This window comes from Streptomyces sp. SudanB182_2057 (assembly GCF_964272715.1).
GTDB lineage: Bacteria > Actinomycetota > Actinomycetes > Streptomycetales > Streptomycetaceae > Streptomyces > Streptomyces rubradiris.
Genome location: NZ_OZ186798.1, coordinates 8,198,461 through 8,223,229, shown reverse-complemented (window position 1 = coordinate 8,223,229; position 24,769 = coordinate 8,198,461). Strand labels below are relative to the sequence as shown.

The following is a 24,769-nucleotide window of genomic DNA, read 5'->3' as shown; positions in this document are numbered from 1 at the left end:
GCCACGGTCAGCGATGACTGCGGGAATCCCGGGTACGGCGTGAGCGTCCGGTAGCCGTGCCGGGCGATCATGGGCGGGAAGAGCACGGTCAGCTGCTGCTCGACGTTCTTGTCGAGGCCGTGGCAAGTCCCCGAGTGGCACCCAGCGCAGGGCAGGGCCCGCTCGCCGGTGCCGTAGACGTCGTCGGGCGGTCGGTGTCGTCGCCGGGCGGGGGCCTTCACCCTGCCCCGCCCGGCGGCTCACTCACGTTCCGTCGGCGCGCGGCGGGCGGAGCGTGCGGTGGTGCGCAGACGTCTGGTGACGTGTGCCGGCGTCAGCGGGGCGTGTTCTCCGAGGGTCTCCAGGAAGGATGCGGTGACCGGGTCCGGGCTGGTGCGGGTGTAGCCGGTGAGTTGCCGGAGCAGGGGCGGATCGGGGCGCAGGAAGGCGCCGGGGAAATGCGGTGGGATGGTGTTGGCGGGCACGAGTGTGGGACCGAGCCCGGCCGCCGCGTACCCGATGGCCGACGGGGCCTGTTCGGTGCGTACCGCGACCCGGGGGCGGAATCCGGCGGCGTCACAGGCTCGTTCGAGGATGTCGGCCAGGCCGCTGTCCGGGGTGAAGTGCACCCACTCCCGCTCGGCGAGATCGGACAGCCGGACACGTGGTGCCCGGTCCGAGAGTGCCACCGGATCGTCGGAGCGGGTGACGACCAGGAACTCCTCGGCTCCGATGTGCCGGGCGGTGCCTTCCCAGTCCTCCGGCAGCGGGCCCACGGCGACGTCGGCTTGGCCCGCGCTCATGGCTTGCGCCATCTCGTCGCTCCGGCGGTGTTCGAACAATCGGATGCGCACGCCCGGGTGCTTCCGGCGCCACACGCCCAGCACCGTGGGGAGCACGCCGGAGCTGACCGAGTAGAGCGTGGCCAGGTGCAGCTCACCGGTGGACACGCCGGCGGCACGGCGGGCGGACACCGTGGCCCGGTCGGCCTCGGCCAGCGCGGCCCGGGCGTGGGGCAGCATCGACCGGCCGGCCGGGGTGAGCCGCACGCCGCGCGGCAGCCGTTCCAGCAGCGGCCCGCCGACCTCTCGCTCCAGCGCCTGGAACTGGTGGGAGAGCCCGGGCTGGGTGACGTTCAGGCTCTCGGCGGCGCGGGTGAACGATCCCTCGTCCACGATGGCCACCAGGTACTCCAGCTGTCGCAGCGTCGCCATGTGCTCAGCTTATAGAAAGGATGCCGAGGGGTTCTTGGACTTATGGGCTGCCATGGGGGCACCATGAACGGGCCTCGCCCCGTTGCACGCCGCCGACGGTGCTGCCCGGCCAGGTACGGTCACGCCCTGACGGAGTGACACGCCCGGCGGCGACGCGCGGTGGCCCCGCGCACCACGACTTCCCTGCGCACGACCGAACCCGAGAGCGAAGATCCTTCCATGAACCAGACCACCATGCGGGCCGTCGGGTACCGCGAGAGCCTTCCCGTCGACGACGCGGAGAGCCTGATCGACGTCGAGCTGCCCGTCCCCGAGCCCGGTCCGCGCGATCTGCTGGTGAAGGTCGAAGCCGTGGCGGTCAACCCCGTCGACTACAAGGTCCGGCGGAACCACGACCCGGGTGGCGGGATCAAGGTGCTCGGTTGGGACGCGGCGGGCACCGTGGTGGCTGTCGGCGAGGAGGTCGAGCGGTTCGGAGTCGGCGACGAGGTCTATTACGCCGGTGCCCTGGACCGGGCCGGCGCCGACGCCGAGTACCACGCGGTCGACGAGCGCATCGTGGCCCTCAAGCCCGCCACGTTGTCCTTCGCGGAAGCCGCGGCCCTGCCGCTGACCTCCCTGACCGCCTGGGAGGGCCTGTTCGAACACCTCGGCCTGGAGAACGGCGGTCTGCACCAGGACGGCGCCCTGCTGATCACCGCCGCGGCCGGAGGTGTCGGTTCCATCACCGCCCAGCTGGCCCGTGCCCTGACCAGCCTGACCGTCATCGGCACCGCTTCCCGTCCCGAGACCGTGGAGTTCGCCACCCGCATGGGTGTGCGGCACGTCATCGACCACCGCGAGCCCCTGGTTCCGCAGATCGCCGAGGTGGCTCCGAGCGGCCTGACACACGTGTTCAGCACCGTCAACACCGACGGCAACCTCGACGCCTACGCCGAAGCCCTCCGCCCCTTCGGCCGGATCGTCGCCGTCGACGACTACGACTCCCTGCCCATCGGCGTGCTGAAGGCCAAAAGCATCTCCTTCCACTGGGAGTTCATGTTCACCCGCTCCCTGTTCCGGACCGCCGACCAGGACCGGCAGCGGCACATCCTGACCCAGGTCGCCCGCCTGGTCGACGCGGGCGTCGTCACCACCACCGCCACGCGGGACCTCGGCAGGATCGACGCGGCGAATCTCCGCGAGGCGCACCGCGTGATGGAGTCCGGCACCGCCATCGGCAAGATCACCCTCACCGGCTTCTGAGCCGGTCGCCGGCGACGGGCCCCGGCACCCCGTGGCCCGTCGCCCATGGTGGCGGCATCGTGGCCGGTCCTTCCTCCGCGGCATAGTGGCCGGTCCTTCCTCCCTTTCCGCCGTCCCGGCTTCGGTCATCCGGCCGGAGCGTGGGCCCCGGGCCGCCCCGGCCGGTCCGCTGGGCGTACGGGGAGCGCGAGCAGGCCGCGGGAGCGCATGGACGGCCGTCGGCGCAGGGCGTGCGGGGGTACGGCGAGCGAGAGGCCGGGGAAGCGGTCGAAGAGGGCGGTGAGTGCGATGCCCGTCTCCATCCGGGCGAGCGGGGCGCCGAGGCAGTAGTGGATGCCGTGTCCCAGCGCCAGGTGTCCGCCGGCGTCACGTCCGATGTCGAGCCGGTCGGGGTCGGGGAAGCGGCGCGGGTCGCGGTGGGCCGCGGCGAGCGACAGCAGGACCGTCTCACCGGCGGGAACGGTGACGCCGCCGATGACGATGTCCTCGGTGGGGAAGCGGCGGATGGCCAGGGGTACCGGGCCGTCGTAGCGGGCCAGTTCCTCGATCGCCCGGTCCAGCGGAGCGGCATCGGCGCGGAGCGAGGCCAGCTGTTCCGGGTGGGCGAGCAGTGCCGCGACCGCGTTGCCGATCAGGTGCACCGTGTTCTCGTACCCCGCGACCAGGATGAGGAAGGCCAGTGACATCAGCTCGTCCTCGCTGAGCCGGTCCTCCTGGTCGCGTACGGCGATCAGGGCGGACAGCAGGTCGTCGGCCGGGTGGGCGCGCTTGTCGGCGATCAGCCGGGTGAAGAAGGCCAGCAGGTTGCCGACCGCTTCCCTGGCCCGTTCCGGCCGTGTCGGGTCGGGCGCGACCAGGGCGTCGGTCCAGGCCCGGAAGTCGGCGCGCCGGGTCTGGGGCACGCCCAGGAGGTCGCAGATCACGATGATCGGCAGCGGAGCGGCGTAGGAGGGGATCAGGTCGAACTCGTCCTGGCCCGAGAGGGAGTCGAGCAGCCGGTCCGCGGTGCGCCGGATCGGCGCCCTGAGCGCTTCGACGCGCCGGGGGGTGAAGGCTTTGGACACCATGCGCCGGATGCGTGTGTGGTCCGGCGGGTCCATGTTCAGGAGGTTGGCGTCCAGCGCGGGCGGCAGGGCCATGCCCCGGTAGCCGCCCGCCGTCGCGTTGCGCTTGTCCAGGGACAGCCGGGGATCGGCGAGCGCCTGGCGGACGTCGTCGTACCGTGTGACCAGCCACGCGGGAAGCCCGTCCGTGCCGGTGATCCGGTGGACCGGTCCCTCCTCACGCAGCCGGCCGTAGACGCCGTAGGGGTCCTCGAACAGCTCACCGGGGTCAACGGCTGGCATCGAAGGGGACGTTGGGTTGCTCATCGCGCCAGCTAAGCAGATCCGGTGGCGCGTGCGCGGAGCCCCCTCGCCGGCGGCCGGGTGTCCGGCGCCCCGAACGCGGCGGCTCACCAACTGCGGCAGGACGAGGGTACCGCTATGGATATTTGCTGTTGCGATCAATATCGCAACTTCCGTGGACAGCCGACCCCAATGACCCGACAACCCCCCGAACTCGCCCTTACATCACCGATTCAGGGCACTAGAGGCTCATTTATACCTTACCGACTGTCCGCACGTGCTCACACAGGAGAATGTGACCTCCTTCACAGTGAACTCACATCCCGCGATGAATATTTGCAATATCGAACGGTCCATCCGCAGGCGCCGCACAAGCCTTGACCTCCGTCAGCTCGCCGTTGGCCGTGCCGTCCAGGCACAGGCGCCCTCCCTTGTCGCGGAGGTCGATGACGAACTTGGTGACCGCACCGGACCGCTTCAGGCCGTGGATGCGTTCGTCGATGTAGCCGAGGCCGTTCAACGCCTTCCTGACCTGGGCGGGACCGGACTCCTGGAGCTGCGAGACCGCCTCGGCCACGCGCTGTTCGTGCTGGGCGCCGGCGCACCAGTCGCGGGCGTCCAGCTCCGCTTCCGGGCCCGCGGTGGGAGCGGCGGGCTCGACCGCGCCGCCGGGCGGCGGCTCCACCGTGGCACCGGGCGGCGGCTCCACCGGAGCGGTCGGCGCCCCGCCCTCCGGGGTGGCCGGCGGCTTCCTCTTCGTGCCCGGCGGGGGGCACTCCCGTGCCACCTCGTCCAGCATCTTGGTGAAGGCCGTGTCCTTCCGGGCCGAGACGGCGTCGGCGGTCTTGCTCCGCCCTCCTTGGGATTCCGGTTGTCCGGAGCCGCAGGCGGTCAGGGCCAGAGCGGCGAGAGCCGTCACCGCGAGGGTGCGCCGACGGCGGCGCGTTACGGGGACGACTGCCTCGATGCGGGCGCGGGTTCGCTTCATGCGCACAGTCTTGGGCCGGGCCGTACCCGCCACATGAGTACGCGTACTCAACCTCGGCCGCGGCCGGGAGTTCTTCACTGCCGCAAGGAAGCGGAATCAACTCCTTCCACTTGTAAGGCACTTGTGGCCGTGATCGACGCCGGTCTAGGGTCCGCTCCGATCAGGCAACACACCTACGACACGAGGGGGGACTCGTGCGCAAGACAGCTCTGCCTGTCATGGCCGCGCTCTCCATGGCGCTGCTGCTCCCGCAGCAGACCGCCGGAGCCGCTGTCAGCGAGCAGCCGCAGGCCGCGGCCGCCACCGTCGAACCGCCGCTGGCCGAGGGGGAGATCCAGCAGGTCGGTCCCGGTCTGTACTCCACCGCGGAGAAGTCCTTCGAGCTGTACGAGACCGATGTGGCCGAGGGCCTCATGGGCCGTACCCACACGGTGACCGAAGGCGCGGACGGAGTCGCCAGGCCGGAGTCGGCGCCCGCGACCCGTCCGGACCAGGGCGTCTTCGGACCCGGTTGGGAAGCCGGGTTCCTGGGGGGACAGCTCAACCGCAAGCTGGAGCAGAAGGCCGATTCCGTCGTGGTCACCGACCTCGACGCCAAGGTCTCCGTCTCGTACGCTCTGAAGAGCAGCGTCGACTACCCGAGCGGTGGCGGCGTCAAGAAGTACGAGACCACCACCGGCGACAAGCTCACCGAGACGACCACGTACAACGAGGCGACCGGCACGCTGGTGACCACCGCGGTCGAGACCCTCGCCCCCGCCACCGGCACCCCGGACACGGACGTGACCGGCGACGAGGACGCCGACGCGGCCGTCGGGGTCGCCGACCTCACGGCCACCTACAACTGGAAGCAGGTCGCTCCGGGGACGGACAAGTGGCGTGTGACCGGTGTGGGCAACCTCGCGGCCGGCGCCACCGCCACGGTCTCCTACGACACCAAGGGCCGGGTGGCCACGGTCAGCGAGCCCGCCACCGCCGACGCCCCGGCGCAGTCGCTGACGGTCAAGTACTCGACCGCCACGACGGCCACCGGATCGGCGCTCGGTGAGTACACGGGCCGTGCCAAGGAGATCACCCTCACGTCGGGTGCCACCACGCAGACGCTGGCGCGTTACTCCTACGACGCCTCGGGTCTGCTGCGCAACGTGACCAACCCGGTCGAGGGCACCGACCCGGTCTCGTCGTACGCCTACGACTCCACGGGCCGTGTCTCCGACATCGCCTCGCCGTCCAACGGTGAGTGGGACCTGGCGTTCCCGGCCGATTCGGCCGCCCCGAACGCCGCGCCCGTCGGCACCGACCTGCCGTCGGCCACCGAGCCCCTGCAGGGCCCGGCCGGCGACGGAACCGCGACCACGCCTCCGGCCGGGGACTTCACCACCGGTGAGATCACCGACCCGCAGGCGTACCCGCGTTACTGCAACCGCGCCACCGAGTGGATGTGGTACCTCAACCGCGGCTGCGTCGCGTGGTCCGCGCACTACGGCTGGCACTGGCCGTACTTCCGCTACACGCCGACCGGCTTCCGCGTGGCGGGCATCCTCTACGACGGCTGCAGCACTCCCGGCCCGAACGTCAGCCGCCCGGGCGGCTTCAACTTCCGCGCCGCGTGCGACACTCACGACTACGGTTACGGCCTGATCGGCAACACGTACAAGGGCTACAAGTACTACCTGGACCGCAGCAAGAAGTCGAACGTCGACAACGCCTTCTACACCACGATGAAGACGCACAGCTGCAAGGCGTACAACATCCTGGTCCGCTGGAAGTGCAACTCCTACGCGTACGTCTACCTCAAGGCCGTGGCCTGGAAGGGCAACCCGAAGAACGGTGCCAACAAGACCTGATCACAGGTCTCGCACCTGCTGACGACGCACAGCACAACCTCCTGACGGAGCACGCCCCTCGGGCGTGAACGGGCCGGGTGGCGGGACACCTACCGCCGCCCGGCCCGTTCCGCCGGGGCCGCACCACATCGTCCCCCGCATCTCCCCCGGGCCGAGCCCTGGCTGCTTCCCCACGGACCCAGCCACGGCACGCCCCCCTGCTCACCGAGGCAATATGAAGAGAACGATCTGGGCCACGGTCGTCACCGCGATGACGGCCGTGACCCTCGGCGCCGCGATACCGGCCCACGCCGTCACACCGCCGAGCACCGCGACAGCGGGCGGAGCCGCGACCGACCCGGTCGACCCGCCGCTCTACGACCGGACCGCGGGCGGCGGCAAGGTCCGCGTCAACGTCGTCACCGAGACCCTCGCGGACGTCGCCGACGCGGCGGGGGCCGGTGAGAAGCAGCAGGACTTCGAGACCGTGCCGGTGGTCACCCTCAAGGTGGACCGGGCCGGCCTCGACCAACTCGCCGCGAAGCCGGGCGTGGTCAGCGTCACCGAGGACAAGGTGGAGCCGCCGACCCTGGACGAGAGCATCCCGCTCATCGGCGGTGACGACGCCGTCAAGGCGGGCAAGACCGGTACGGGCCAGGCCATCGCCGTCCTGGACACCGGCGTCGACACCAGCCACCCGTTCCTGAAGAACCGGGTCGTGGCCGAGGCCTGCTTCTCGCCGAGCGATGCCGAAAGCGGCGTCGTCAGCCTGTGCCCCAACGGCGCCGACACGCAGGAGGGCACCGGTGCCGCCAACACCGCGGCCGGCGCCTGCGCGACCACGGCCGTCTGCGACCACGGCACCCACGTGGCCGGTATCGCCGCAGGCAACGGCACCGGCATCACGGGCGCTCCCAAGCAGGGTGTCGCGCCCGGCGCCAACATCATCGCCATCCAGGTCTTCAGCCAGTTCACCACCGAGGAGTTCTGCGGTGGCGCCGCCCCCTGCGTGGGCAGCTACCAGAGCGCCCAGCTCAAGGGCCTGGAGCACGTGCTGAAGCTCAAGCGGGCCGGCACGCCGATCGTCGCGGCCAACCTCAGCCTCGGCAACGGCCGTTACACCACCGCCTGCGACAGCGATCTGCGCAAGCCCGTCGTGGACAGCCTGCTGAGCGCCGGCGTGGCCACCGTGATCGCGGCCGGCAACAACGGCCACACCGACGCGGTGAGCATGCCCGGCTGCATCTCCTCCGCCGTCACGGTCGGTTCGACCACCGACGACGACGAGCTGTCCGCCTTCACCAACCGGGGCCCGCTGCTCGACCTGTTCGCCCCCGGCACGGGCATCGTCTCCTCCGTGCCCGGCGGCACCTACGCCTCCAAGAACGGCACCTCCATGGCCACGCCGCACGTGACCGGCGCGTTCGCGGTGCTCAAGCAGGCGTTCCCCACCAAGAGCGTCGCCGACCTGACGGCCCTGCTGAAGAGCAGCGGCCGGGGCATCACCTACACCGGTGCCACCACCCCGCGGATCGACCTCGGCACCGCTGTCAGCGGCGGGGGCACCACCCCGAAGCCGGCCGGGATGACCGACTTCAACGGGGACGGCGCGGAGGACATCGCGATCTCCGATACCCAGGCCACCGTCGGCCCCGACGCGAAGGCCGGCCTGATCCGCGTCGTGTACGGCGGCGGCAAGGGCACCGCGGAGATCAGCCAGGACCTGGACTGGGTGCCCGGCGGCTCCGAGGCGGACGACTACTTCGGCGAGACCCTGGCCACCATCGACTGGAACAAGGACGGCTTCACCGACCTGGTCGCCGGAACGCCGAGCGAGAGCCTCGGCACCGCCGCCGACGCGGGCTTCGTCGACATCCTGTACGGCGCGGCCGGCGGACTGGGCACCGGCACCCTGAAGGCCACACACTTCGAACAGGGCTCCGGTACGGGTTCGATCGCGAGCGCGGCGCCCGAGACGGGCGACCGGATGGGCCACACCATCGCGGCCGCGGTGAACGACGCCGGCCGGCCGTACCTGGTCATCGGCGTGCCCGGCGAAGCCCTCGGCGACGCCGCGAAGGCGGGTGGCGCGTTCTACGTGTACGGCACCAACAGCCTGGCGCTGAACCAGTCGACGGCCGGTGTTCCCGGTGAACCCGAGGCGGGTGACCAGTTCGGCTGGTCCGTGGCCGCCGACCAGAATTACATCGCCATCGGCAGCCCCAACGAGGCCCTCGGCAGCACAGCGAAGGCCGGCGGCGTCGTGATCTTCGACGCCAACCGTTTCGGCTCCACCGGCCATCCCCTGCCGCTGGCCGGGCTCGACCAGGACAACGCGGCCATCTCCGGCGGCGCCGAGACGGGCGACCAGTTCGGGTACGCGGTGGCCATGGCCCCGTACCGGGCCGGTGGCGCCGCGGCCGCCACGGAGTCGATCCTCGCGATCGGCTCGCCCGGTGAGAGCGTGACGGTCGGCACCGAGGACCGCGCCAACGCGGGCCGTGTGGTGCAGATCCGCATCAAACCCGACGGCACCTGGAGCTACCTGCGCGAACTCAAGCAGGGCACCGCGGACGACGACGTGTCCGGCACCTCCGAGACCGGTGACCGCATGGGCGAGTACCTCACCGCCGTCAACACCGCTCCGGGTTCGGTGAGCACCGTGGCGTCCATGCGGCTCGCCGTGGGAACGCCCGGTGAGGACCTCGGCACCGGCGCCAACGCGGGCGCGGTCCACACGTTCTCGCTGGCCGGATCGGCCGGCCCGAACGACCGCTGGATCGAGGCCGGCGACGGCGACGGCATCCCCGGCACGCCCGGCGCCAACCAGTACCTGGGCAAGAACATCCACTTCACGGCGACCAAGCTGTACGTGGGCATGCCCTTCGGGCCCCTGGCCACCGGCGCGCTCTACGCGCTGCCGATGTCCAACGTGACACAGGGCGGCACGGTCGCTCCCGTCACCACGTACAAGCCCGGCTCCGGCGGCCTCCCGGCCCACGGGGTGGCCTTCGGCTACTCGGCGCGGTAGACGGCGCCCCGCTGTCGACAGCCTCCGAAGGCACCGGCCTTCGGGGGCTGTTCGCTTGCTCGGCACCGCGAGCAGGAGGCATGGCGCACAGGCAGGAAACGGCCTCACTCGACCTCGCCGAGGCATGGCGTTCAACCCGGGACCGTGTCACTCACAGCAGTGGATCGTTGGAGTGTGAGCGGTGGGGGTCTCGCCGCGGGTGAAGGGATGTGTTGTCTGTGACCGCTCAGACATCGGCGCCGTCTTGGCGCACGGGCGTGGTGCTCGCGGGGGCGGCCGTGGGAGCGATGGCCGCCGCGACGCCCGCGAGCGCGAACATCGTCGGCGTGGGCAACGCCGTGTTCGGCAACTCGTGCACCACCGTGGGCGCCGCCCGGGCTTCGGGTACGACGGTCGCCGGCAGCGGGTCGGCGGCCGGCAACCTCGCACAACTACCCTTGGACCTGTCCCGCAACTCGTGCGGCAACAGCGGCATCATCTGCAGCGGCTACGGCGTGTAACCGGCGGTTTGTGTGGAGTGGCTGTGCTCTGCGGTGACGGTACGGACAGAGGGACACCAGTGACATGCGGGCTTTGACGGCGGATGATCCGGCGGTGGCCGACTGGCTGGCGATGAGCGGCCGGACCGTCGAAGGGCTGCGCCAACTCGCCGAGCGGCGGCCGGGGTGCGGGGTGGCCAGTGCCCTCGTGACCATGACGGACAGCGAGGCACTGGACGACGCCACTCTGCGCCGGGACCTGGTGGCCGCCTACGACCTGGCCAAGACGGCCGGGGCGCGCGAGCAGTCCCTCGTCTACGGGATCTACCTCTACACCCACCGGCATTACCGGGCCACGGCCGATCACCTGGTGGTCCACTTCGCGCAGTGGCCGGCCGACGAGGTCGCCGGGAACATGCTCGGCGCCTTCGACCTGGCCGGCCCCCTGGCCTACCGCGAACACGGCCACGCGCTGACCGAGCGGCAGTGGCGGCTCGCCGGTGAGGAGTCCTGGCCGTGGACCTCGTGGCTGGCCGGGGCGCGCGCCGAGCAGGGACGGCCCGAGGAGGCGTGGGAGCTGGCCGACCGTGCCCTGCGCCTCCACCCGCGCTCGGGTCCGGCGGCGCACGCCCGTGCCCACGCCGAGCACGACCACGGCACCGGACCGGCGTACGCGTCCTTCATCGACGCCTGGCTGGCCGCCGACCCGGCCGCGCTCCAGCGCCGCCATCTGCAATGGCACGCCGCCTTGCAGTCCATCGCCGCCGGTGACTTCGCCGACGCCCGCCGCCGCGCGGACGCCGAACTGGCCCACACCGACGTCGGCATGCGCGCGGCCACCAACTGGCGGCTGCTGCTGGCCGGACAGTCCCCCGCCCGCACCACCGACCTCGCACACGCCCACCGGCTGCTGGCCGAACCCGGCGGCTGGGCGGAGGTCTTCCACACCTTCCAGCTCGCCCTCGCCCTGGCCGTCGGCGCCGACACCGACGGCCTCACCGCCCTGGCCCGGCGCGCGGAGAGCGATGACCGCCCCGACTACGCCGAGGTCCTCGCCCCCGTCGCCCACGCCCTGGCCCACCTCACCGCCGGCCTCCCCGGCAAGGCCGTCGACCTGCTCACCGCCCTCAGCGAGAACACCGCACGCATCGGCGGGGTCCGGGTGGAACGCGAGATCATCACCGACACCCTCGCCCGCGCCCTCATCGACGCCGGGCAACCCCGGCGGGCCGCCCACCTCCTCCACCACCGCCGCACCACCCGCCACCACCACACCTACGAAGACCTCCTTCTCACCCCCAGGCATTCTTGAGCGACTCCGGCCTGGGCGGGTACCGCTGGATCATCGACCGCCAGTGTCTTTCCGCGTATATACGCGCGCACCCCCGCCGGCTGGGCTGGGGTGCGGGTGCGTTGTGGGGTGCTGTCGGCTGGGCTCAGTACCAGCCGTTGGCCTGCCAGAAGTCCCAGGCCTTGACGGGGCTGCCGTAGCGGGAGTTCATGTAGTCGAGGCCCCACTTGATCTGGGTGGCCGGGTTGGTCTTCCAGTCGGCACCGGCGGAGGCCATCTTGGAGGCCGGGAGGGCCTGGACGAGGCCGTAGGCGCCGGAGGAGCTGTTGGTGGCGTGGGGGTTCCAGCCGCTCTCGTGGGAGACGATCTTGCTGAAGGCGTTGAACTGCGCGGCGTCCGGGATCATCTTGTGCGCGATCGCCTGGGCGGAGGAGGCCGGGGCCGGGGCGGCGTGAGCCGGAGCGGCGGTGAGCGCCATGCCGGCGGTGGCGGCGGCCACGGCGGCGGTGGTGAGGACCTTCTTCGGGAAAGCGATGCGGCGGATGACGGAGACGGTCACGAAGTACCTCTTGCGTTCGGGGACAGGGGATCGCCCGCACGGGGTGGACCACGGGGGGGGACCGCGTGGTGTGTCCGGCATGCGTCGGCGCCGCGGCCCGCTGCGGGGCTCGTGGCGCCTGGCGACGTCATCCAGATAAGCAGGCCCGCAGGGGGCCCGCAATGACCCCCTTTACTAGTGGTGGCCGGATTCATGAGGGACGCGAAGTATGTGGCGTGCGTCTCAATCCGCAGGTCGGAGGGGGTGCGGGGCGGGGTGAATCAGGCGAAAGGCGCTACGGCTCGGGGTCGTAGGTGACGTGCGTCATGTGGGGTCCTTCACCGGCCCGCTCACCTCCCGTGCGTGGGTTCGCGCGCTGGGTCACCGTCCGGGGCGGTCGAATGTGACCGCGGTCTCGAACGCGGCGCGCCTCGTGGCCCGGCGCAGCGCCCGCAGTACCGCCGGACCGAGCGCGCCCCCGCCGACTGTTTCAGCGGCATGACGGTTCCGTGGGCTTCCGGCCCACGCTCTTGACTCCCCACCCGGCTCCATTAGTTTCTTGCGGAACGAAAGTAAGGAGCGCAGGTGTTCACCCTCCCGATACGCCGCATCATCTCCGTACTCGCGTCCTGTGTCCTCGCGGGCCTCCTCGCTCCGGCCGCGGAGGCGACCGCCCAGGACACCCTGCCCAGCACCTACTACGTCGACTGTTCTCGCGCTTCGGCCGGTACGGGCACCAGCGCCTCGCCCCTCAACTCCATGCCCGCCGTCAACGCCCGCGCCCTCGGTCCCGGCGACAGGGTGCTGTTCCGCCGGGGAACCACCTGCACGGGGCAGCTGTATCTGCACACCTCCGGGACCGCCGGCGCACCGATCACCGTCGGCGCGTACGGCGCCGGCGACACCCGGCCCCGGATCGACGCGCACGGCAACCTCGCCGCCGTATGGCTGAGGAACGCCTCGTACGTCCACGTCACCGACCTGGACCTGAGCGCCCCGGGCGACAACACCACCGCCCGGCGCGGTGTGTGGGTGCAGGCCGTGGACTCGGGTGACCTGAGCGGCGTCACACTGGAACGGCTCGACATCCACGACGTGCGCGGTGTGCTGCCCTCCGCCACCGGCGGCGCGGCGGGCAACGGCAAGTACGCGGGTGCCTCCGGCGGCATCGTCGTCGAAGCCCTCGGCAGCACGACCCCGTCGGCCTTCCACGGGCTGACCATCCGGAACAACACCGTGCGCTCCGTCGACCGGGCCGGGATCTACCTGTGGTCCAACTGGTGCCGCCGCCCCGACCTGGCCACCTTCTGGAACAGCTACTGCACCGCCGCCTGGCACCCGCACACCGGGCTGCTCATCGAGCACAACGCCCTGTCCGACGTGGGCGGTGACGGCCTGGTCGTCAAGAGCAGCAGTGACGTCCTGGTCCAGCACAACACCCTGGACGGCTTCAACATGCGCGCCGGTTCGGTCAACGCGGGCATGTGGACGGCGAACAGCGACTACGTCACCTTCCAGTACAACCGTTCCTCCGGCGGCAACACCACGCGGGACGGGCAGGGTTACGACGTCGACCACTCCACGAACCACGTGACGTTCCAGTACAACGTCTCCTCCGACAACGACGGCGGGTTCTTCCTGCTGTGCCCCTACGGCGCGGATGTCCCGGGCAACGCCAAGGACTTCACCATCCGCTATAACCTGTCGGTCGACGACCGCACCCGTACCTTCCAGGTGTGCGGCGGCGGTCTACGGGGCGGCCGGATCCACAACAACACGATCCAGCTTCCGGACGTCCCCGCGGGCACCGCGCACCACGTCGTCCTGGAGAGCGCCACCAAGGACGGCGCGCTGGACGTGGGGTTCCGCGACAACATCGTCCGGGCCGGCGGCACGGCCGGAACCGTCGACTGGGTCCTGGACGACTCCTCCTTCGTCGTCGACCACAACCTGCTGTACGGCGTCCCGGCCCCCGCCCGGGCCACCGCGACCCTGAGCACCGCGCCGTTGCTCACGGCCCCCGGACCCGGCACCGACGACCCCGCCGACTACCGGTTGCGTGCGGACTCCCCCGCTCGCCGTGCGGGCATCCCGATCGCCGACAACGGCGGCCGGGACTTCTTCGGCAATCCGATCGGCACCCCGCCGGGCATCGGCTTCCACGACCACTGAGGCCGCAGGGACCACCGAGACCGTAAGGACCGCTGAAGCCGTACGGACCACCGAGACCGTACGCTCCGCTCCCCCGCCACCACCGCACCACCCACCGCCATCCCCGGCTTCACCCCGGAAGGACAGGGTCACCTCATGACCAGCACCAGCCAGGAGCACGACGCCGCGCCCGCGCCGCCGTCGGCCCAGCCGGGTGTCAGAGCCGCGTTCACCCGTGTGTGGACGCCCCGGCTCGTCGCCTTCGGCGAGTTCATCGACGGGTACGACCTCCTCGTCATGGGCGCCGCGCTGCTGTTCCTCAAGCCGGATTTCGCGCTGACCTCCTTCGAAGTGGGCTGGCTCGGCGCGATCGCCTTCATCGGCACCGCGGTCGGCCTGGTCGTCTTCGGTGACCTGTCCGACCGCTTCGGCCGGAAGGTCATCTTCGTCGTCAACCTGGTCTTCTTCGTGGTGGCCTCCGTGGCCTCGGCGTTCGTCACCGAGGTCTGGCAACTGATGATCGCCCGCTTCCTCATCGGCGTCGCGGTCGGCATGGACATACCCACCTCGCACGCCTTCCTCGCCGAGATCGCCCCGAAGGCCCGGCGCGGCAGGGTGGCCGGGAGCCTGCCCAATCTGATGTGGCTCGGTGGTGCCATGACCAGCGTCGTCATCGCCCTGGCCCTGCGCCCCCTGACCGGACAGGACACCTGGCGCTGGCTGTTCGGACTGGCCGCCGTGCCCGCCCTCGGCGTGCTGATCGCCCGTCAGTTCCTGCCCGAGTCGCCGCGCTGGCTCAAGGCCCAGGGCCGTCACGAGGACGCGAAGGCCGTGTTCGAGGCCCTCGGTGTCGAGGAGCCCGCCACCGTGGACGCGCACGGCACCCGCAGCTACCGTGACCTTTTCACCAAGCGCGCCGCCCTCCGGCTCGCCGCTGTCACGTGCTTCTTCGCCTTCCAGTCCTTCGGCGGCGCGGTCGCCACCGTCGCCGGTCCCCTCGTCATCGAGTCCACCGGCATCGGCACCGGGAACTCCCTGTACTTCTCCCTCGCCGGGTTCGCCGTCGGCTTCGTCGCCGTCGCGCTCGGCGCCACGGTCATCGACCGGGTCAACCGCCGCGCCCTGGGCATCCGGGCCTGTCTCGGCGTCTTCGCCGCAGGTGTCGCCCTCGGCCTGTTCGGCGGCCGGAGCTCCGTGGTCCTGCTGATCGCCTACGTCGCCTACTCCTTCCTCACCTGGTTCGGGCCCGGCGTGCTCGCCTGGGTGTGGAGTTCGGAGGCGTTCCCCACGCCGGTGCGCGGCCTCGGTTCGGGCATCGCCCAGGCCGTCACCCGTCTGATGATCGCGCTGAACGTCGTGCTGGTGCCCACCCTCCCGACCGGTTCGGGCTGCGCACCATCGTCCTGTACGCCTGCTCCTACCTGGTCTGCGCCCTCGTCGTGGCGCTCTCCCCGTTCCTCGCCACCGGCGGCCGGGAGCTGGAGGAGATCCACGCGCGGCGGCCCGTGAAAACCTGAGCCGCACACCCGCGTACGGCACCCGAAGACACAGTGAGGACGCACCACGTGACCGAGCACCCGCGCACCGGCGCACCCCGGGACCTGCGGCGGGCCAACACCGCCGCGGCACTGAGGGCCGTACTGGACGAAGGACCGATCCCGCGCGCCGGCCTCGCCGCCAGGCTCGGCCTGGCGCAGGGCACCATCAGCCGGATCGTGGGCCCCATCGTCGCCGCGGGCGTCCTGCGCGAACTGCCCGCCCTGAGCGGCGGCGGCGGACGTCCCCGGGTACCGCTCGATCTCGACCCCGCCGCCCGGCTGACCATCGGCCTGCACATCGGCCGTCAGCGCACCAGTGCCGGACTGGTCGACCTGCGCGGCACGGTACAGGCGTGGTGCACGCATGAACGGGGTCCCGCCGCCCCCGGCGACCTGCTCCCGGGCGCCGCCGGCCTGGTGCGTCGGCTGCTGGCCGAGGCGGGCGGCACACCGGTGCTGGGCATCGGCGCGGCCACGGGCGGCTGGGTCGATCCGGAGCGCGGCACGGTCATCGACAACGAGGCGCTCGGGTGGCGGGACGTTCCCCTGGGGACGCTGCTCGCCCGGGCCACCGGTCTGCCGGTGCGCGTCGACTCCGGCGCGCGCGCCCACGCCACCGCCGAGGTCTGGTTCGGCCGCGCCCGGGCCGCCGGCTGTTCGGTGCACCTGTTCACCGGCAACGTCATCGACGCGGCCGTCGCCATCGGCCGGCGGGTGCATGTGGGCGCCCGGTCCGCCGCCGGGAACGTGGCGCATCTTCCGGTCACGACGCCCCCGGGCTCCTCGGCGGGGGACGACCTCCGCGCCGCCTGTGCCTGCGGACGGCGCGGTGTGCTGCAGGCGGTGGCGACCGACCGCGCGGTCCTCGCCTCGGCCGCCCGCCGGGGGGTGCTTCCCGGCGGCGCGGAAGGCACCGGTGACGGGCTGTCGCGCCTGGCCGCGCTGGCCGAAGCGGGCGACGAGGGCGCCGACGACCTGCTGCGCGCCCGCGCCCGGCACATCGGCGGCGCCGTCGCCCACCTCGTGGACCTGCTCGATCCCGACCTGGTGGTGCTGTCCGGCGGTGTACTGGCCGTCGCCGCTCACCTGACGGAGGTACGACGGGCCGCCGCGGCCCGCCTGGGCCCCTCCTGGGACCCCGCGCACGTACAGCCGACCGCCCTGGGCCCGCACAGCCTGGCCGCCGCCTCGGCCGCGCTGCTGCTGCGCGCCTACTACGACGACCCGCTGTCCTTCGAGGACTTCGGCTGACCGCCGCCGAGCCCCGATGCGCCGGGTCCGCCATGCCGGTGCCCTCGGCGGCGGCGCCGGTGCGTCCCACGCGGCACGCGGGTGCGCCGGGTGCCCCGGGTGCGCGGCCGTGGGCCGTGGCTCGCCCGGCCACCGCTCCCCTAGGAAGGGACCGCTCGTGACCCCAGAACCGACCGTGACACCGGCCGCCGAGGCCGCGCCATCCGTGGTGCCGCCGGCCACCGCCGCCCGGCCTTCCCTGGCCGGGCCCGGCACGCCCGGTGAGCGCGCCGCCGACAGCGAGCGCGTCACCGCGGTCCGGCTGCACACCGTTTCCGTGACCCGGCGCACCACCTGGCTCCTGGCCGAAGTGCGGGGCGGTGACGGCACGACCGGCTGGGGAGAGCTGTCCGACGTGCCGGGCGGAGACCCGGCCGCCCCGCTGTCCGAACTCGCCGCCGGGATCACCGGCACGACCTGGGTACGGGCCGTCACGTGGCTGGACACGCAGGGGCAGCGATGGGCCGACGCGCCGGCCGGCGCCACGGCCCGCCTCGCCCGTCGCACCGTACTGGGCGGCCTGGCCACCGCGGTCGCGGACGCCGCCGCACGCCGGACGGCCCTGCCGCTGGGCCACTGGATCCGGCGGTCTGCCGCGCTTCCACCGGTTCCGGCCGGACTACCGGACCGGGCCGCCTCGCCCTCGTCGGCCGAAGCTCCCCGGGTGGCCCTGTACGCCAACATCAACCGGGCCATGACCGCCCGTACCCCACAGGCCGCGGCACGGCTCGCCGCACGTGCGGTCGCCGCGGGCTTCCGCGCCGTCAAGTGCGCGCCGTTCGACGGTCTGCCGGCGGGTGTGCGGCTCGGCGCGGGGCTGGAGATCGCCCGTGCCGTGCGCGACACCGTAGGCCCGGAGGTGGACGTCCTGCTCGACGCCCACCATCTGGTGACGGTCGCCGACGTCCTCGGCCGGTCCGAGGAGTTCGCGGCGCTGCAACCGGGCTGGCTGGAGGACGCCGCCCGGCTGGACGACGTCACCGGACTGCGGCGCCTGCGGGACGCGCTCGGAGTCCCCCTGGCGGGCGGGGAGTTCACCGGGCGGGAAGAGGAGGTGCTGCCGGCGCTGCGCGGCGGGGTCCTCGATGTCCTCCTGCCCGACGTCAAGCATGCCGGAGGGCCCCTGCCCGCCCTGCGGCTGGCCCGCCTCGCGCAGCGGTACGGGGCGGACGTCTCCTTCCACAACCCCAGTGGCCCCGTCGCCACGGCCGCCGCCGCCCATCTCACGCTGCTCGCCGGGAGCGCTCTGCCCCTGGAGGTGATGTTCGGCGAGCGGGACGGCCCTGCGGGCTGGAGCGCGCCCCCGCACCTCCTCGTGGACGGCACGTACGCGCTGCCGTCCGGCCCCGGTCTCGGCCTGGCCCCCGCCCACGCTCCGCAGGACCCGTCGGTCAACAGGGGTGTGTCGTCGTGACCACCCGCTCCCCGGCCGTGACCGCACAGCCCCCAGCCATGACCGCCCGCCGCCCACAGGACGCCGCGATGACACCGAGTACCCCTACCCCGAGTGACGCGACCGCGCCGCGCACCACCGGTGACGGAAACACACCCGGTGCCCCCGGCACCGCGCACGCGTCCGGCCCCGCTCCCGCTCCCGGCCCCGACGGGAAGCCGCCCCGCCCCCGCGCCCCGTCCACGGAGCTCGCCGGGGTCTCCGCTGTCGTGCTCGGCGCGGCGGGCGGGATCGGCAGCGCCTGTGCCGTGCGCCTGGCCGCCTGCGGTGCCCAGGTCGTCGCCGTCGACCGGGATCCGGCGGTACGCGATCTGCCGGGGGTGGTGCCCGTGGTGGGCGACGCCACCGACCCCTCGCTGCTCGCCCGCGCCTACGACTCCTGCGCCGCCCGCCCGGCCGTCCTCGTCCACGCCCTGCTGGCCGAGGCACGTGCCCCGCTGTCCGAACTCGACCCGCAGCGGTGGCGCGATGTCCTTGACCTGGGCCTGGTGTCGGCCTGGCAGTGGGGCGCGGAACTGGTGCGCCGGTGCGCCGGTCCGGCGTCCATCGTCCTCATCGGCTCGGTGCACGCCCACGGAGCCGCCCCCGGCATGGCCCCGTACGCGGTGGCCAAGGCGGGCCTGACCGCGCTGGCGCGCGCGGCGGCGACCGAGTGGGGCCCGGCGGGCGTGCGCTGCAACGTGCTGGAACCCGGGTTCGTCGCCGTCGACCGCAACGCGCACCGCTGGCGGGACCCTGCCGAACGCCGGCGCGTCCTCGCCGCCTATCCGCTCGGCCGGCTGTGCGTGCCCGAGGAGATCGCCGAGGTCGCGGCCTTCCTGGCCGGACCGCGTTCCTCGTACGTCAACGGGGTGGCCGTGCCCGTCGACGGAGGCGCGCTCGCCGTCCTGCCCGAGGCCAACGTTCCCTGACCCCGTCTGTCCGCCCCGCTCTCCGATGCCGTGACTCAGGGAAGGCACCATGACCGATCCGACCCCCTCCCCCGCCCCCGGCTGGGACCCGCCTGCCGTGGACAGGTCCCCCGGGACGAACCGTCCCGAGCCGAGCCCCGCCGACGAGGCCCTGCTCCACGCCCTGGCCCGCCAGGGCCTGATCGCGATCCTGCGCGCCCGCCGGCCGGCACCCCTGGTACCCGTCGTGCTGACCCTGCTGGAGGCAGGAGTGCGTTGTGTGGAAATCACCCTGCCGACACCCGGCGCGCTGGAGGCACTGCGCGAGCTGACCGGGCGCCGGGCCGGCGAACTCCCGCCCGGCACCCTGCTGGGAGCGGGCACGGTCACCGACCCCGGTCAGGTGCCCCGGGCTGCCGCCGCCGGTGCCCGTTTCACCGTCGGCCCGGTGTACGAACCCGCCGTCGTCGACGCCTCCCGAGCGGCCGGGCTGGGCTCGCTGCCCGGCTGCCTCACGCCGACCGAGGCGTACGCCGCCTGGCGGCGCGGGGCGAGCGCGGTGAAACTCTTCCCCGCCGAGGCGCTCGGTCCCCGGGCGGTACGAGCCCTCACCGCGCCCTTGCCGGACATACCCCTGGTGCCCACCGGCGGCATCGGCCTCGACGCCCTGCCCCGGTACCTGGCGGCCGGGGCACTCGCCTGCGGCGTCGGCTCCCCGCTGCTCGGCGACGCCCTCGACGGCGGCCCGCTCACCGAACTGCGCGGCCGCGCCGGCCGGTTCGCCCGGCTCGCGACCCGCGCCCGGGCCGAGGACGCGGCCGGATGAGCGCCCCGGCCGAAACCCCGCCCGCCGGGCCGGCCCGTCTGGTCACCCTCGGCGAGACCATGGCCGCCCTGGTGCCCGACCGGATCGGCCCGCTGCGCCACGCCCGCTCCCTCGCCCTGACCACGGCCGGTTCCGAGTCCACCGTCGCCGTCGGTGTCCGCAGGCTCGGCCACCGCGCCGCATGGGTGGGACGGGTCGGCGCGGACGAATTCGGCGCCCTGGTCACCGGCCGGCTGCGCGCGGAGGACGTCGACGTGCACGCCGTCATCGATCCGGGCGCCCCCACCGGCCTGCTGGTCAAAGAGCGACGTACCGCCGCGCTGCGCCGCGTGCACTACTACCGCGATGCCTCGGCCGGCTCCCGTCTGCGCCCCGCCGACCTGCCCGACGGCCTCGTCGAGACCGCTGACCTCCTGCACGTCACCGGCATCACCCTCGCCCTGTCCGGCGACGCCGCCGCCACCGTGCACGCGGCCGTCGACCGCGCCGCCACGAGCGGCACCACGGTCTGCCTCGACGTCAACCACCGCTCCCGCCTGTGGACCGCCAAGAAGGCGGCAGCCGCCGTCGGCGCCCTGCTGCCGCGCGTCGGCATCCTCTTCGCCTCCCTGGAGGAGGCCGCGATGCTGCTGGGCCACGGCCCCGGCGATCCTCCGCCGCCGGCCGCGGAACTCGCGCGTGCGCTGCGCGACGCGGGCCCGCACACCGTCGTGGTCACCCTGGGCGCCGACGGCGCGGTCGCGGTGTCCGCCGAGGGCACCGTCCGGACCGCCGCGCACCCCGTGCCGGAGGTCGACCCGGTCGGCGCGGGCGACTCCTTCGTCGCCGGCTGTCTCGCCGCCCGCCTGAACGGCCGGGACACCACCGGCTGCCTGGCCCTGGCCACCCGTGTCGCCGCCTGCTCGGTGGCCACGGACGGCGACTGGGAGGGACTGCCCACACCCGCCGAACTCGCCCTCGACGAGGCACCCCCGGGGACGGTGACCCGGTGACACCGGTCGAGGAACGACGCCGGTCGAGGAAGGACGCCGGTCGAGGAAGTGACGGTCCCTTCTCGGGCAGCTGCCGGCGTGAATCTGCCCCCGGCACACGGACGCGCCGAGGCCGGTCCGGTCACCGGCCCCGGCGCGCCCGTCCGGGCCCTCGCGCGGCAACCGGCCGCCGGGCGGGCCCGGGCGGGTTTTCCGCGGTTCAGCCGCCGGCCAGTTCGCCCAGCAGCGCGAACGTCCGGCGCTGGTCGGCCTCCCCGCCCAGTTCGCTCGCTATGAAGACCACCTCTGTCGCTCCGGCCTCGCGGTAACGGCGTACTTCGGCGGCGACGGTCTCCTCGTCGCCGATGGCGGCGATGTCGACGGCCCGGGTGCCGCCGGACAGTTCGATGACCCGCTGGTAGGACGGGAACCTCTCGTAGAAGGAGAGCGTCTCGGCCGCCGTCTGCCGCACCTCTTCGGCGTCGGAGGTGACCACGCCGGGCACGAAGGCCACGATCCGCGGCGCCGGCCGGCCCGCCGCCTCGGCCGCCGCGGTGACGGCGGGGACGATGTGCTCGGCCAGCGCGCGCGGCCCGGCCAGCAGCGGGAGGATGCCGTCCGCGAGGGCGCCGGAGACCCGCAGGGCCTGCGGTCCCATGGCGGCCACCAGGACGGGGACCGGCGGTTCGGCGCCCGGCACGGCGGCCGGCAGCGGGGTGGTGGCGGTCAGCAGTTCGCCGTGGAAGTCGGCGCTGCCCGTCTCCAGCAGCGGTCGCAGGGCGGTGAGGAACTCGCGGAGCCGGGCGACGGGACGCTCGTACGGGATGCCGAAGCCGGTCTCGGTGAGGTGCTTGGTGCCGAGCGCGAGCCCGAGGTGGTAGCGGCCCCCGGTGGCGGCCTGGGCGGTCTGCGCCTGGCTCGCGACGATCAGCGGATGGCGCCCGAAGACCGGGATCGCCGAGGTGCCGACCCGGAGGCCGGGCACCTCACGGCCGACGACCGCGGCCAGCGTCGGGGAATCGTAGGAGAAGGTCTGCCCGAACCAGGCGGACGTCAGCCCGGCTTCGTGGGCTTCCCGGGCCAGCCGCACGGTGGTCTCGATCGAGTTCAGATGAGAGAGCGCTACTCCGATGGTCATGTTCAGGCAACCGGCTCACGCGTGACCGCCATTCCGGCCGAATGTGACAAACACATGAACGTTGGTTGCCCGGCCGGACCCCGGCACGCCGGTCGTCGCTGTCACGGCCCGCGCGCTACTGCGGCCGGGCCGCCTCGGCCGCCACCGGGCCGGAGGTCTGTCCGCCCGCCTGTCCGGTCCGCTGGTGGGCGCCGTCGGTGCGCAGGGGCGGGACGGCCGGTACCTCGGCCGCGTTCGCCAGGTCCTCCGCGGTCAGCCGGAACGCCTGCGGGTAGGCGGAGCGCCGGGTGCGCCGGTCCGGCTCGCTGGTCCGCCAGGTGTACAGGCAACGCGCGCACTGCATGACGTCCCAGACGCCGGGGACGGGCGAGGAGTACAGGTTGCCGACGCTCTCGTGGGCGCAGCGGGGGCAGCAGTCGGTCATGGAGGTGCCTTCCTTGGTACGAGCCTTGCTACAAGCCGGGTGGGTGCCTCGGACGGGTGTCAGCCGCGGGCTTCGGACAGCAGGCGCTGGAGCCGCGCCGCCCAGTCCTTGGCCTCGGGGAGGTCCTTGGTGGGCGTGGAGAAGTTGCCGCGCGCGTCGGGGTGCACGGGGGTGGTGGCGTCGATGATCATCTTGCTGGTCAGGCCCGCCGGCTGGGCGGCGGGTGCCAGTTCCACCACGGAGAGGTTGGGCAGGACCACGACGTCGTCGGCCGGGTTGACCTTCGACGACATCGCCCACATGACCTGCGGCAGGTCGAAGGGGTCCACGTCCTCGTCGACGACGATGACCGTGGTGATGTAGCCGAGGCCGTGCGGGGTCGTCATGGCGCGCATGGCCACGGCCTTGGCGAAGCCGCCGTACCGCTTCCTGGTGGAGATCACCGCCAGCAGCCCGTGCGTGTACATGGCGTTGACGGCCTGGACCTCGGGGAACTCGGCGCGCAGCTGCTTCAGCAGCGGGACACAGGTGTTGGGGCCCACAAGGTAGTCACACTCGGTCCACGGCATGCCCAGGTAGAGGGACTCGAAGACCGGGTTCGTGCGGTAGGAGACGCGGTCGACGCGGACGACGGGCATGCGGCGGCCGCCGGAGTAGTGCCCGGTGAACTCGCCGAACGGGCCCTCGATCTGCCGCTCGCGGCTCTCGATGACGCCTTCGATGACGACCTCGGATCCCCACGGCACGTCGAAGCCGGTGAGGGGGGCGGTGGCGATCGGGGCGGGCGCGCCGCGCAGGGCGCCGGCCATCTCGTACTCGCTCTGGTCGTATCCCATGGGCATCCCGGCCACGATGGCCATCACCGGGTCGTTGCCGAGGGTGATGGCGATGGGGAGGTCCTCGCCCCTCTCCTCCGCCGCGCGCAGGTGGAGCGCGATGTCGTGCACGGGCACGGGCTGTATCGCGAGCCGGTTCCCGCCGATGACCTGGAGGCGGTAGGTGCCGACATTCTGCTTGCCGAAGTGACCGGGGTCCTCGGGGTCGCGGGAGACGACGGCCGCCTTGTCGAGGTAGAAGCCGCCGTCACCGTCGTTGAGACGGAACAGGGGAAGCACCGAGAACAGGTCGACGTCGTCGCCTTCCTGGGTGTTCTCCCGCCACGGGGCGTCCTCGCGCCGCTCGGGAGCGACGGGGAAGGCGTCCCAGCGCCGGGCGAACTCCTCCACCTGCTCCTTGACCGGGGTGTGCTTGGGCAGACCGAGGGCGAGGGCGTGGTTGGCCCAGGAGCCGTGGACGTTCAGGGCTATACGGGCGTCGGTGAAGCCCTTGACGTTGTCGAACCACAGGGCGGGTGCGCCTTCGCCGATGCGGCCGGCGGCGTTGGCCGCCGCGGCCAGGTCGGGTTCGGGAAGGACTTCCTCGGTAATGCGCAGCAGCTGGCCTTCCTTCTCCAGCGTGCTGAGGAAACCGCGCAGGTCGTCGTAGGCCATGGGTACTCCGTGGGAATCGAGGGGGAGGGTGGGACGTCGGGAAGCGGTTCGCGGCCGGGCGGGCGTCAGGAAGCGGGGCGCGGCAGGCGGGCGGCGCGCATGCCCTCCCACCTCTTGGCGGCGGGGGCGGGCAGGTCGAACTGGTCGAGGATCCGGGTCACGACGTGGTCGACGATGTCGTCCACCGACCGCGGGTGGTTGTAGAAGGCGGGCATGGGCGGCACCAGCCGCGCCCCCATCCGGCAGAGCGCGAGCATGTTCTCCAGATGGATCTCGCTCAGCGGTGTCTCGCGCGGGACGAGGACGAGCTTGCGCCGCTCCTTGAGGATCACGTCGGCGGCGCGAGCGACCAGGGTGTCGGCGTAGCCGGCGCGGATGGCGGCCAGGGTCTTCATCGAGCAGGGCACGATCACCATGCCGTCGGTGCGGAACGACCCGGAGGATATGGCGGCGCCCTGGTCCTGCGGCTGGTGCACGACGTCGGCCAGGTCACCGACCTCGCTCACGGACAGGCCCGTCTCCAGCTCGATCGTCGTGCGCGCCCACCGGCTGAGGACCAGATGAGTCTCCACGTCCGGCAGCTGGGCCAGCACCTGGAGGAACCGGACACCGAACACCGCTCCGGTGGCTCCGGTCATCCCCACGACCAGTCTCATACCGG

20 protein-coding genes are annotated in these 24,769 nt (G+C 72.7%); 12 read left to right on the top strand and 8 right to left on the bottom strand.

Features of this window, described 5'->3' with window-relative positions; translation table 11 throughout:
- Positions 1–239: 239 nt before the first annotated feature.
- On the bottom strand, positions 240–1,193 hold the full coding sequence (locus tag ACSURM_RS36475) for a LysR family transcriptional regulator (RefSeq protein ID WP_436960334.1): 954 nt from the start codon (positions 1,191–1,193) through the stop codon (positions 240–242).
- Between the two features lie 219 nt (positions 1,194–1,412).
- On the opposite strand from ACSURM_RS36475, the gene ACSURM_RS36470 reads away from it, so the two are divergent.
- Positions 1,413–2,438: a zinc-binding alcohol dehydrogenase family protein gene (locus ACSURM_RS36470; RefSeq protein WP_436960333.1), complete on the top strand. Its 1,026-nt coding sequence runs from the start codon at positions 1,413–1,415 to the stop codon at positions 2,436–2,438.
- A 125-nt stretch (positions 2,439–2,563) separates the two neighbouring features.
- Here the strand turns inward: ACSURM_RS36470 and ACSURM_RS36465 are convergent, their stop codons facing one another.
- A complete protein-coding gene (locus ACSURM_RS36465) occupies positions 2,564–3,784 on the bottom strand; it encodes a cytochrome P450 family protein (RefSeq protein ID WP_436960331.1) in 1,221 nt (406 codons plus the stop codon).
- 316 nt (positions 3,785–4,100) lie between these two features.
- The gene (locus ACSURM_RS36460) at positions 4,101–4,772 is read right to left on the bottom strand and encodes a hypothetical protein (RefSeq protein WP_436960329.1); all 672 of its coding nucleotides are present in this window, start codon (positions 4,770–4,772) and stop codon (positions 4,101–4,103) included.
- 194 nt (positions 4,773–4,966) lie between these two features.
- Between ACSURM_RS36460 and ACSURM_RS36455 the strand changes: the two genes are divergently transcribed.
- The 4 genes from ACSURM_RS36455 to ACSURM_RS36440 all read left to right on the top strand — a co-directional run bounded on the left by ACSURM_RS36455 (position 4,967) and on the right by ACSURM_RS36440 (position 11,420).
- Complete coding sequence (locus ACSURM_RS36455; RefSeq protein ID WP_436960327.1) at positions 4,967–6,619, top strand: phospholipase A2; 1,653 nt, start codon at positions 4,967–4,969, stop codon at positions 6,617–6,619.
- A gap of 214 nt (positions 6,620–6,833) precedes the next feature.
- Positions 6,834–9,629 (top strand): S8 family serine peptidase, encoded by a 2,796-nt coding sequence (locus ACSURM_RS36450; RefSeq protein ID WP_436960325.1) that lies wholly within the window; start codon positions 6,834–6,836, stop codon positions 9,627–9,629.
- Between the two features lie 218 nt (positions 9,630–9,847).
- A complete protein-coding gene (locus ACSURM_RS36445; protein WP_436960323.1) occupies positions 9,848–10,129 on the top strand; it encodes a chaplin family protein in 282 nt (93 codons plus the stop codon).
- A gap of 64 nt (positions 10,130–10,193) precedes the next feature.
- Positions 10,194–11,420 (top strand): hypothetical protein, encoded by a 1,227-nt coding sequence (locus ACSURM_RS36440; RefSeq protein WP_436960321.1) that lies wholly within the window; start codon positions 10,194–10,196, stop codon positions 11,418–11,420.
- Between the two features lie 124 nt (positions 11,421–11,544).
- Here ACSURM_RS36440 and ACSURM_RS36435 read toward each other — a convergent pair whose 3' ends face one another.
- Entirely contained in the window at positions 11,545–11,958 is a 414-nt protein-coding gene (locus ACSURM_RS36435) for a lytic transglycosylase domain-containing protein (RefSeq protein WP_436960319.1), read from the bottom strand.
- Between the two features lie 564 nt (positions 11,959–12,522).
- Here ACSURM_RS36435 and ACSURM_RS36430 point away from each other — a divergent pair.
- The 7 genes from ACSURM_RS36430 to ACSURM_RS36400 all read left to right on the top strand — a co-directional run bounded on the left by ACSURM_RS36430 (position 12,523) and on the right by ACSURM_RS36400 (position 21,077).
- Positions 12,523–14,109 carry a right-handed parallel beta-helix repeat-containing protein gene (locus ACSURM_RS36430; protein WP_436960317.1) on the top strand — a complete coding sequence of 529 codons (1,587 nt, stop codon included), beginning with the start codon at positions 12,523–12,525 and terminating at the stop codon, positions 14,107–14,109.
- Between the two features lie 135 nt (positions 14,110–14,244).
- Positions 14,245–15,597, top strand: coding sequence for an MFS transporter (locus ACSURM_RS36425; protein ID WP_436960315.1), 1,353 nt, complete (start codon positions 14,245–14,247; stop codon positions 15,595–15,597).
- A 56-nt stretch (positions 15,598–15,653) separates the two neighbouring features.
- Positions 15,654–16,877, top strand: a complete 1,224-nt coding sequence (locus tag ACSURM_RS36420; RefSeq protein ID WP_436960313.1) for an ROK family protein — start codon at positions 15,654–15,656, stop codon at positions 16,875–16,877.
- A 157-nt stretch (positions 16,878–17,034) separates the two neighbouring features.
- Positions 17,035–18,330, top strand: a complete 1,296-nt coding sequence (locus tag ACSURM_RS36415; RefSeq protein WP_436960311.1) for an enolase C-terminal domain-like protein — start codon at positions 17,035–17,037, stop codon at positions 18,328–18,330.
- 68 nt (positions 18,331–18,398) lie between these two features.
- Entirely contained in the window at positions 18,399–19,280 is an 882-nt protein-coding gene (locus tag ACSURM_RS36410; RefSeq protein WP_436960310.1) for an SDR family NAD(P)-dependent oxidoreductase, read from the top strand.
- Between the two features lie 49 nt (positions 19,281–19,329).
- On the top strand, positions 19,330–20,085 hold the full coding sequence (locus ACSURM_RS36405; RefSeq protein ID WP_436960309.1) for a bifunctional 4-hydroxy-2-oxoglutarate aldolase/2-dehydro-3-deoxy-phosphogluconate aldolase: 756 nt from the start codon (positions 19,330–19,332) through the stop codon (positions 20,083–20,085).
- Positions 20,082–21,077 carry a sugar kinase gene (locus ACSURM_RS36400; protein ID WP_436960307.1) on the top strand — a complete coding sequence of 332 codons (996 nt, stop codon included), beginning with the start codon at positions 20,082–20,084 and terminating at the stop codon, positions 21,075–21,077. The genes ACSURM_RS36405 and ACSURM_RS36400 overlap by 4 nt, the downstream gene beginning before the upstream one ends.
- 199 nt (positions 21,078–21,276) lie before the next feature.
- Here the strand turns inward: ACSURM_RS36400 and ACSURM_RS36395 are convergent, their stop codons facing one another.
- From ACSURM_RS36395 to ACSURM_RS36380, 4 genes are all read right to left on the bottom strand, one after another.
- A complete protein-coding gene (locus ACSURM_RS36395; protein ID WP_436960305.1) occupies positions 21,277–22,194 on the bottom strand; it encodes a TIGR03564 family F420-dependent LLM class oxidoreductase in 918 nt (305 codons plus the stop codon).
- Positions 22,195–22,309: 115 nt separating this feature from the next.
- The gene (locus ACSURM_RS36390) at positions 22,310–22,618 is read right to left on the bottom strand and encodes a non-oxidative hydroxyarylic acid decarboxylases subunit D (RefSeq protein WP_436960303.1); all 309 of its coding nucleotides are present in this window, start codon (positions 22,616–22,618) and stop codon (positions 22,310–22,312) included.
- A 59-nt stretch (positions 22,619–22,677) separates the two neighbouring features.
- Positions 22,678–24,108: a non-oxidative hydroxyarylic acid decarboxylases subunit C gene (locus ACSURM_RS36385; protein ID WP_436960301.1), complete on the bottom strand. Its 1,431-nt coding sequence runs from the start codon at positions 24,106–24,108 to the stop codon at positions 22,678–22,680.
- A 65-nt stretch (positions 24,109–24,173) separates the two neighbouring features.
- Positions 24,174–24,764, bottom strand: coding sequence for a non-oxidative hydroxyarylic acid decarboxylases subunit B (locus ACSURM_RS36380; protein WP_436960299.1), 591 nt, complete (start codon positions 24,762–24,764; stop codon positions 24,174–24,176).
- Between the last annotated feature and the right edge of the window lie 5 nt (positions 24,765–24,769).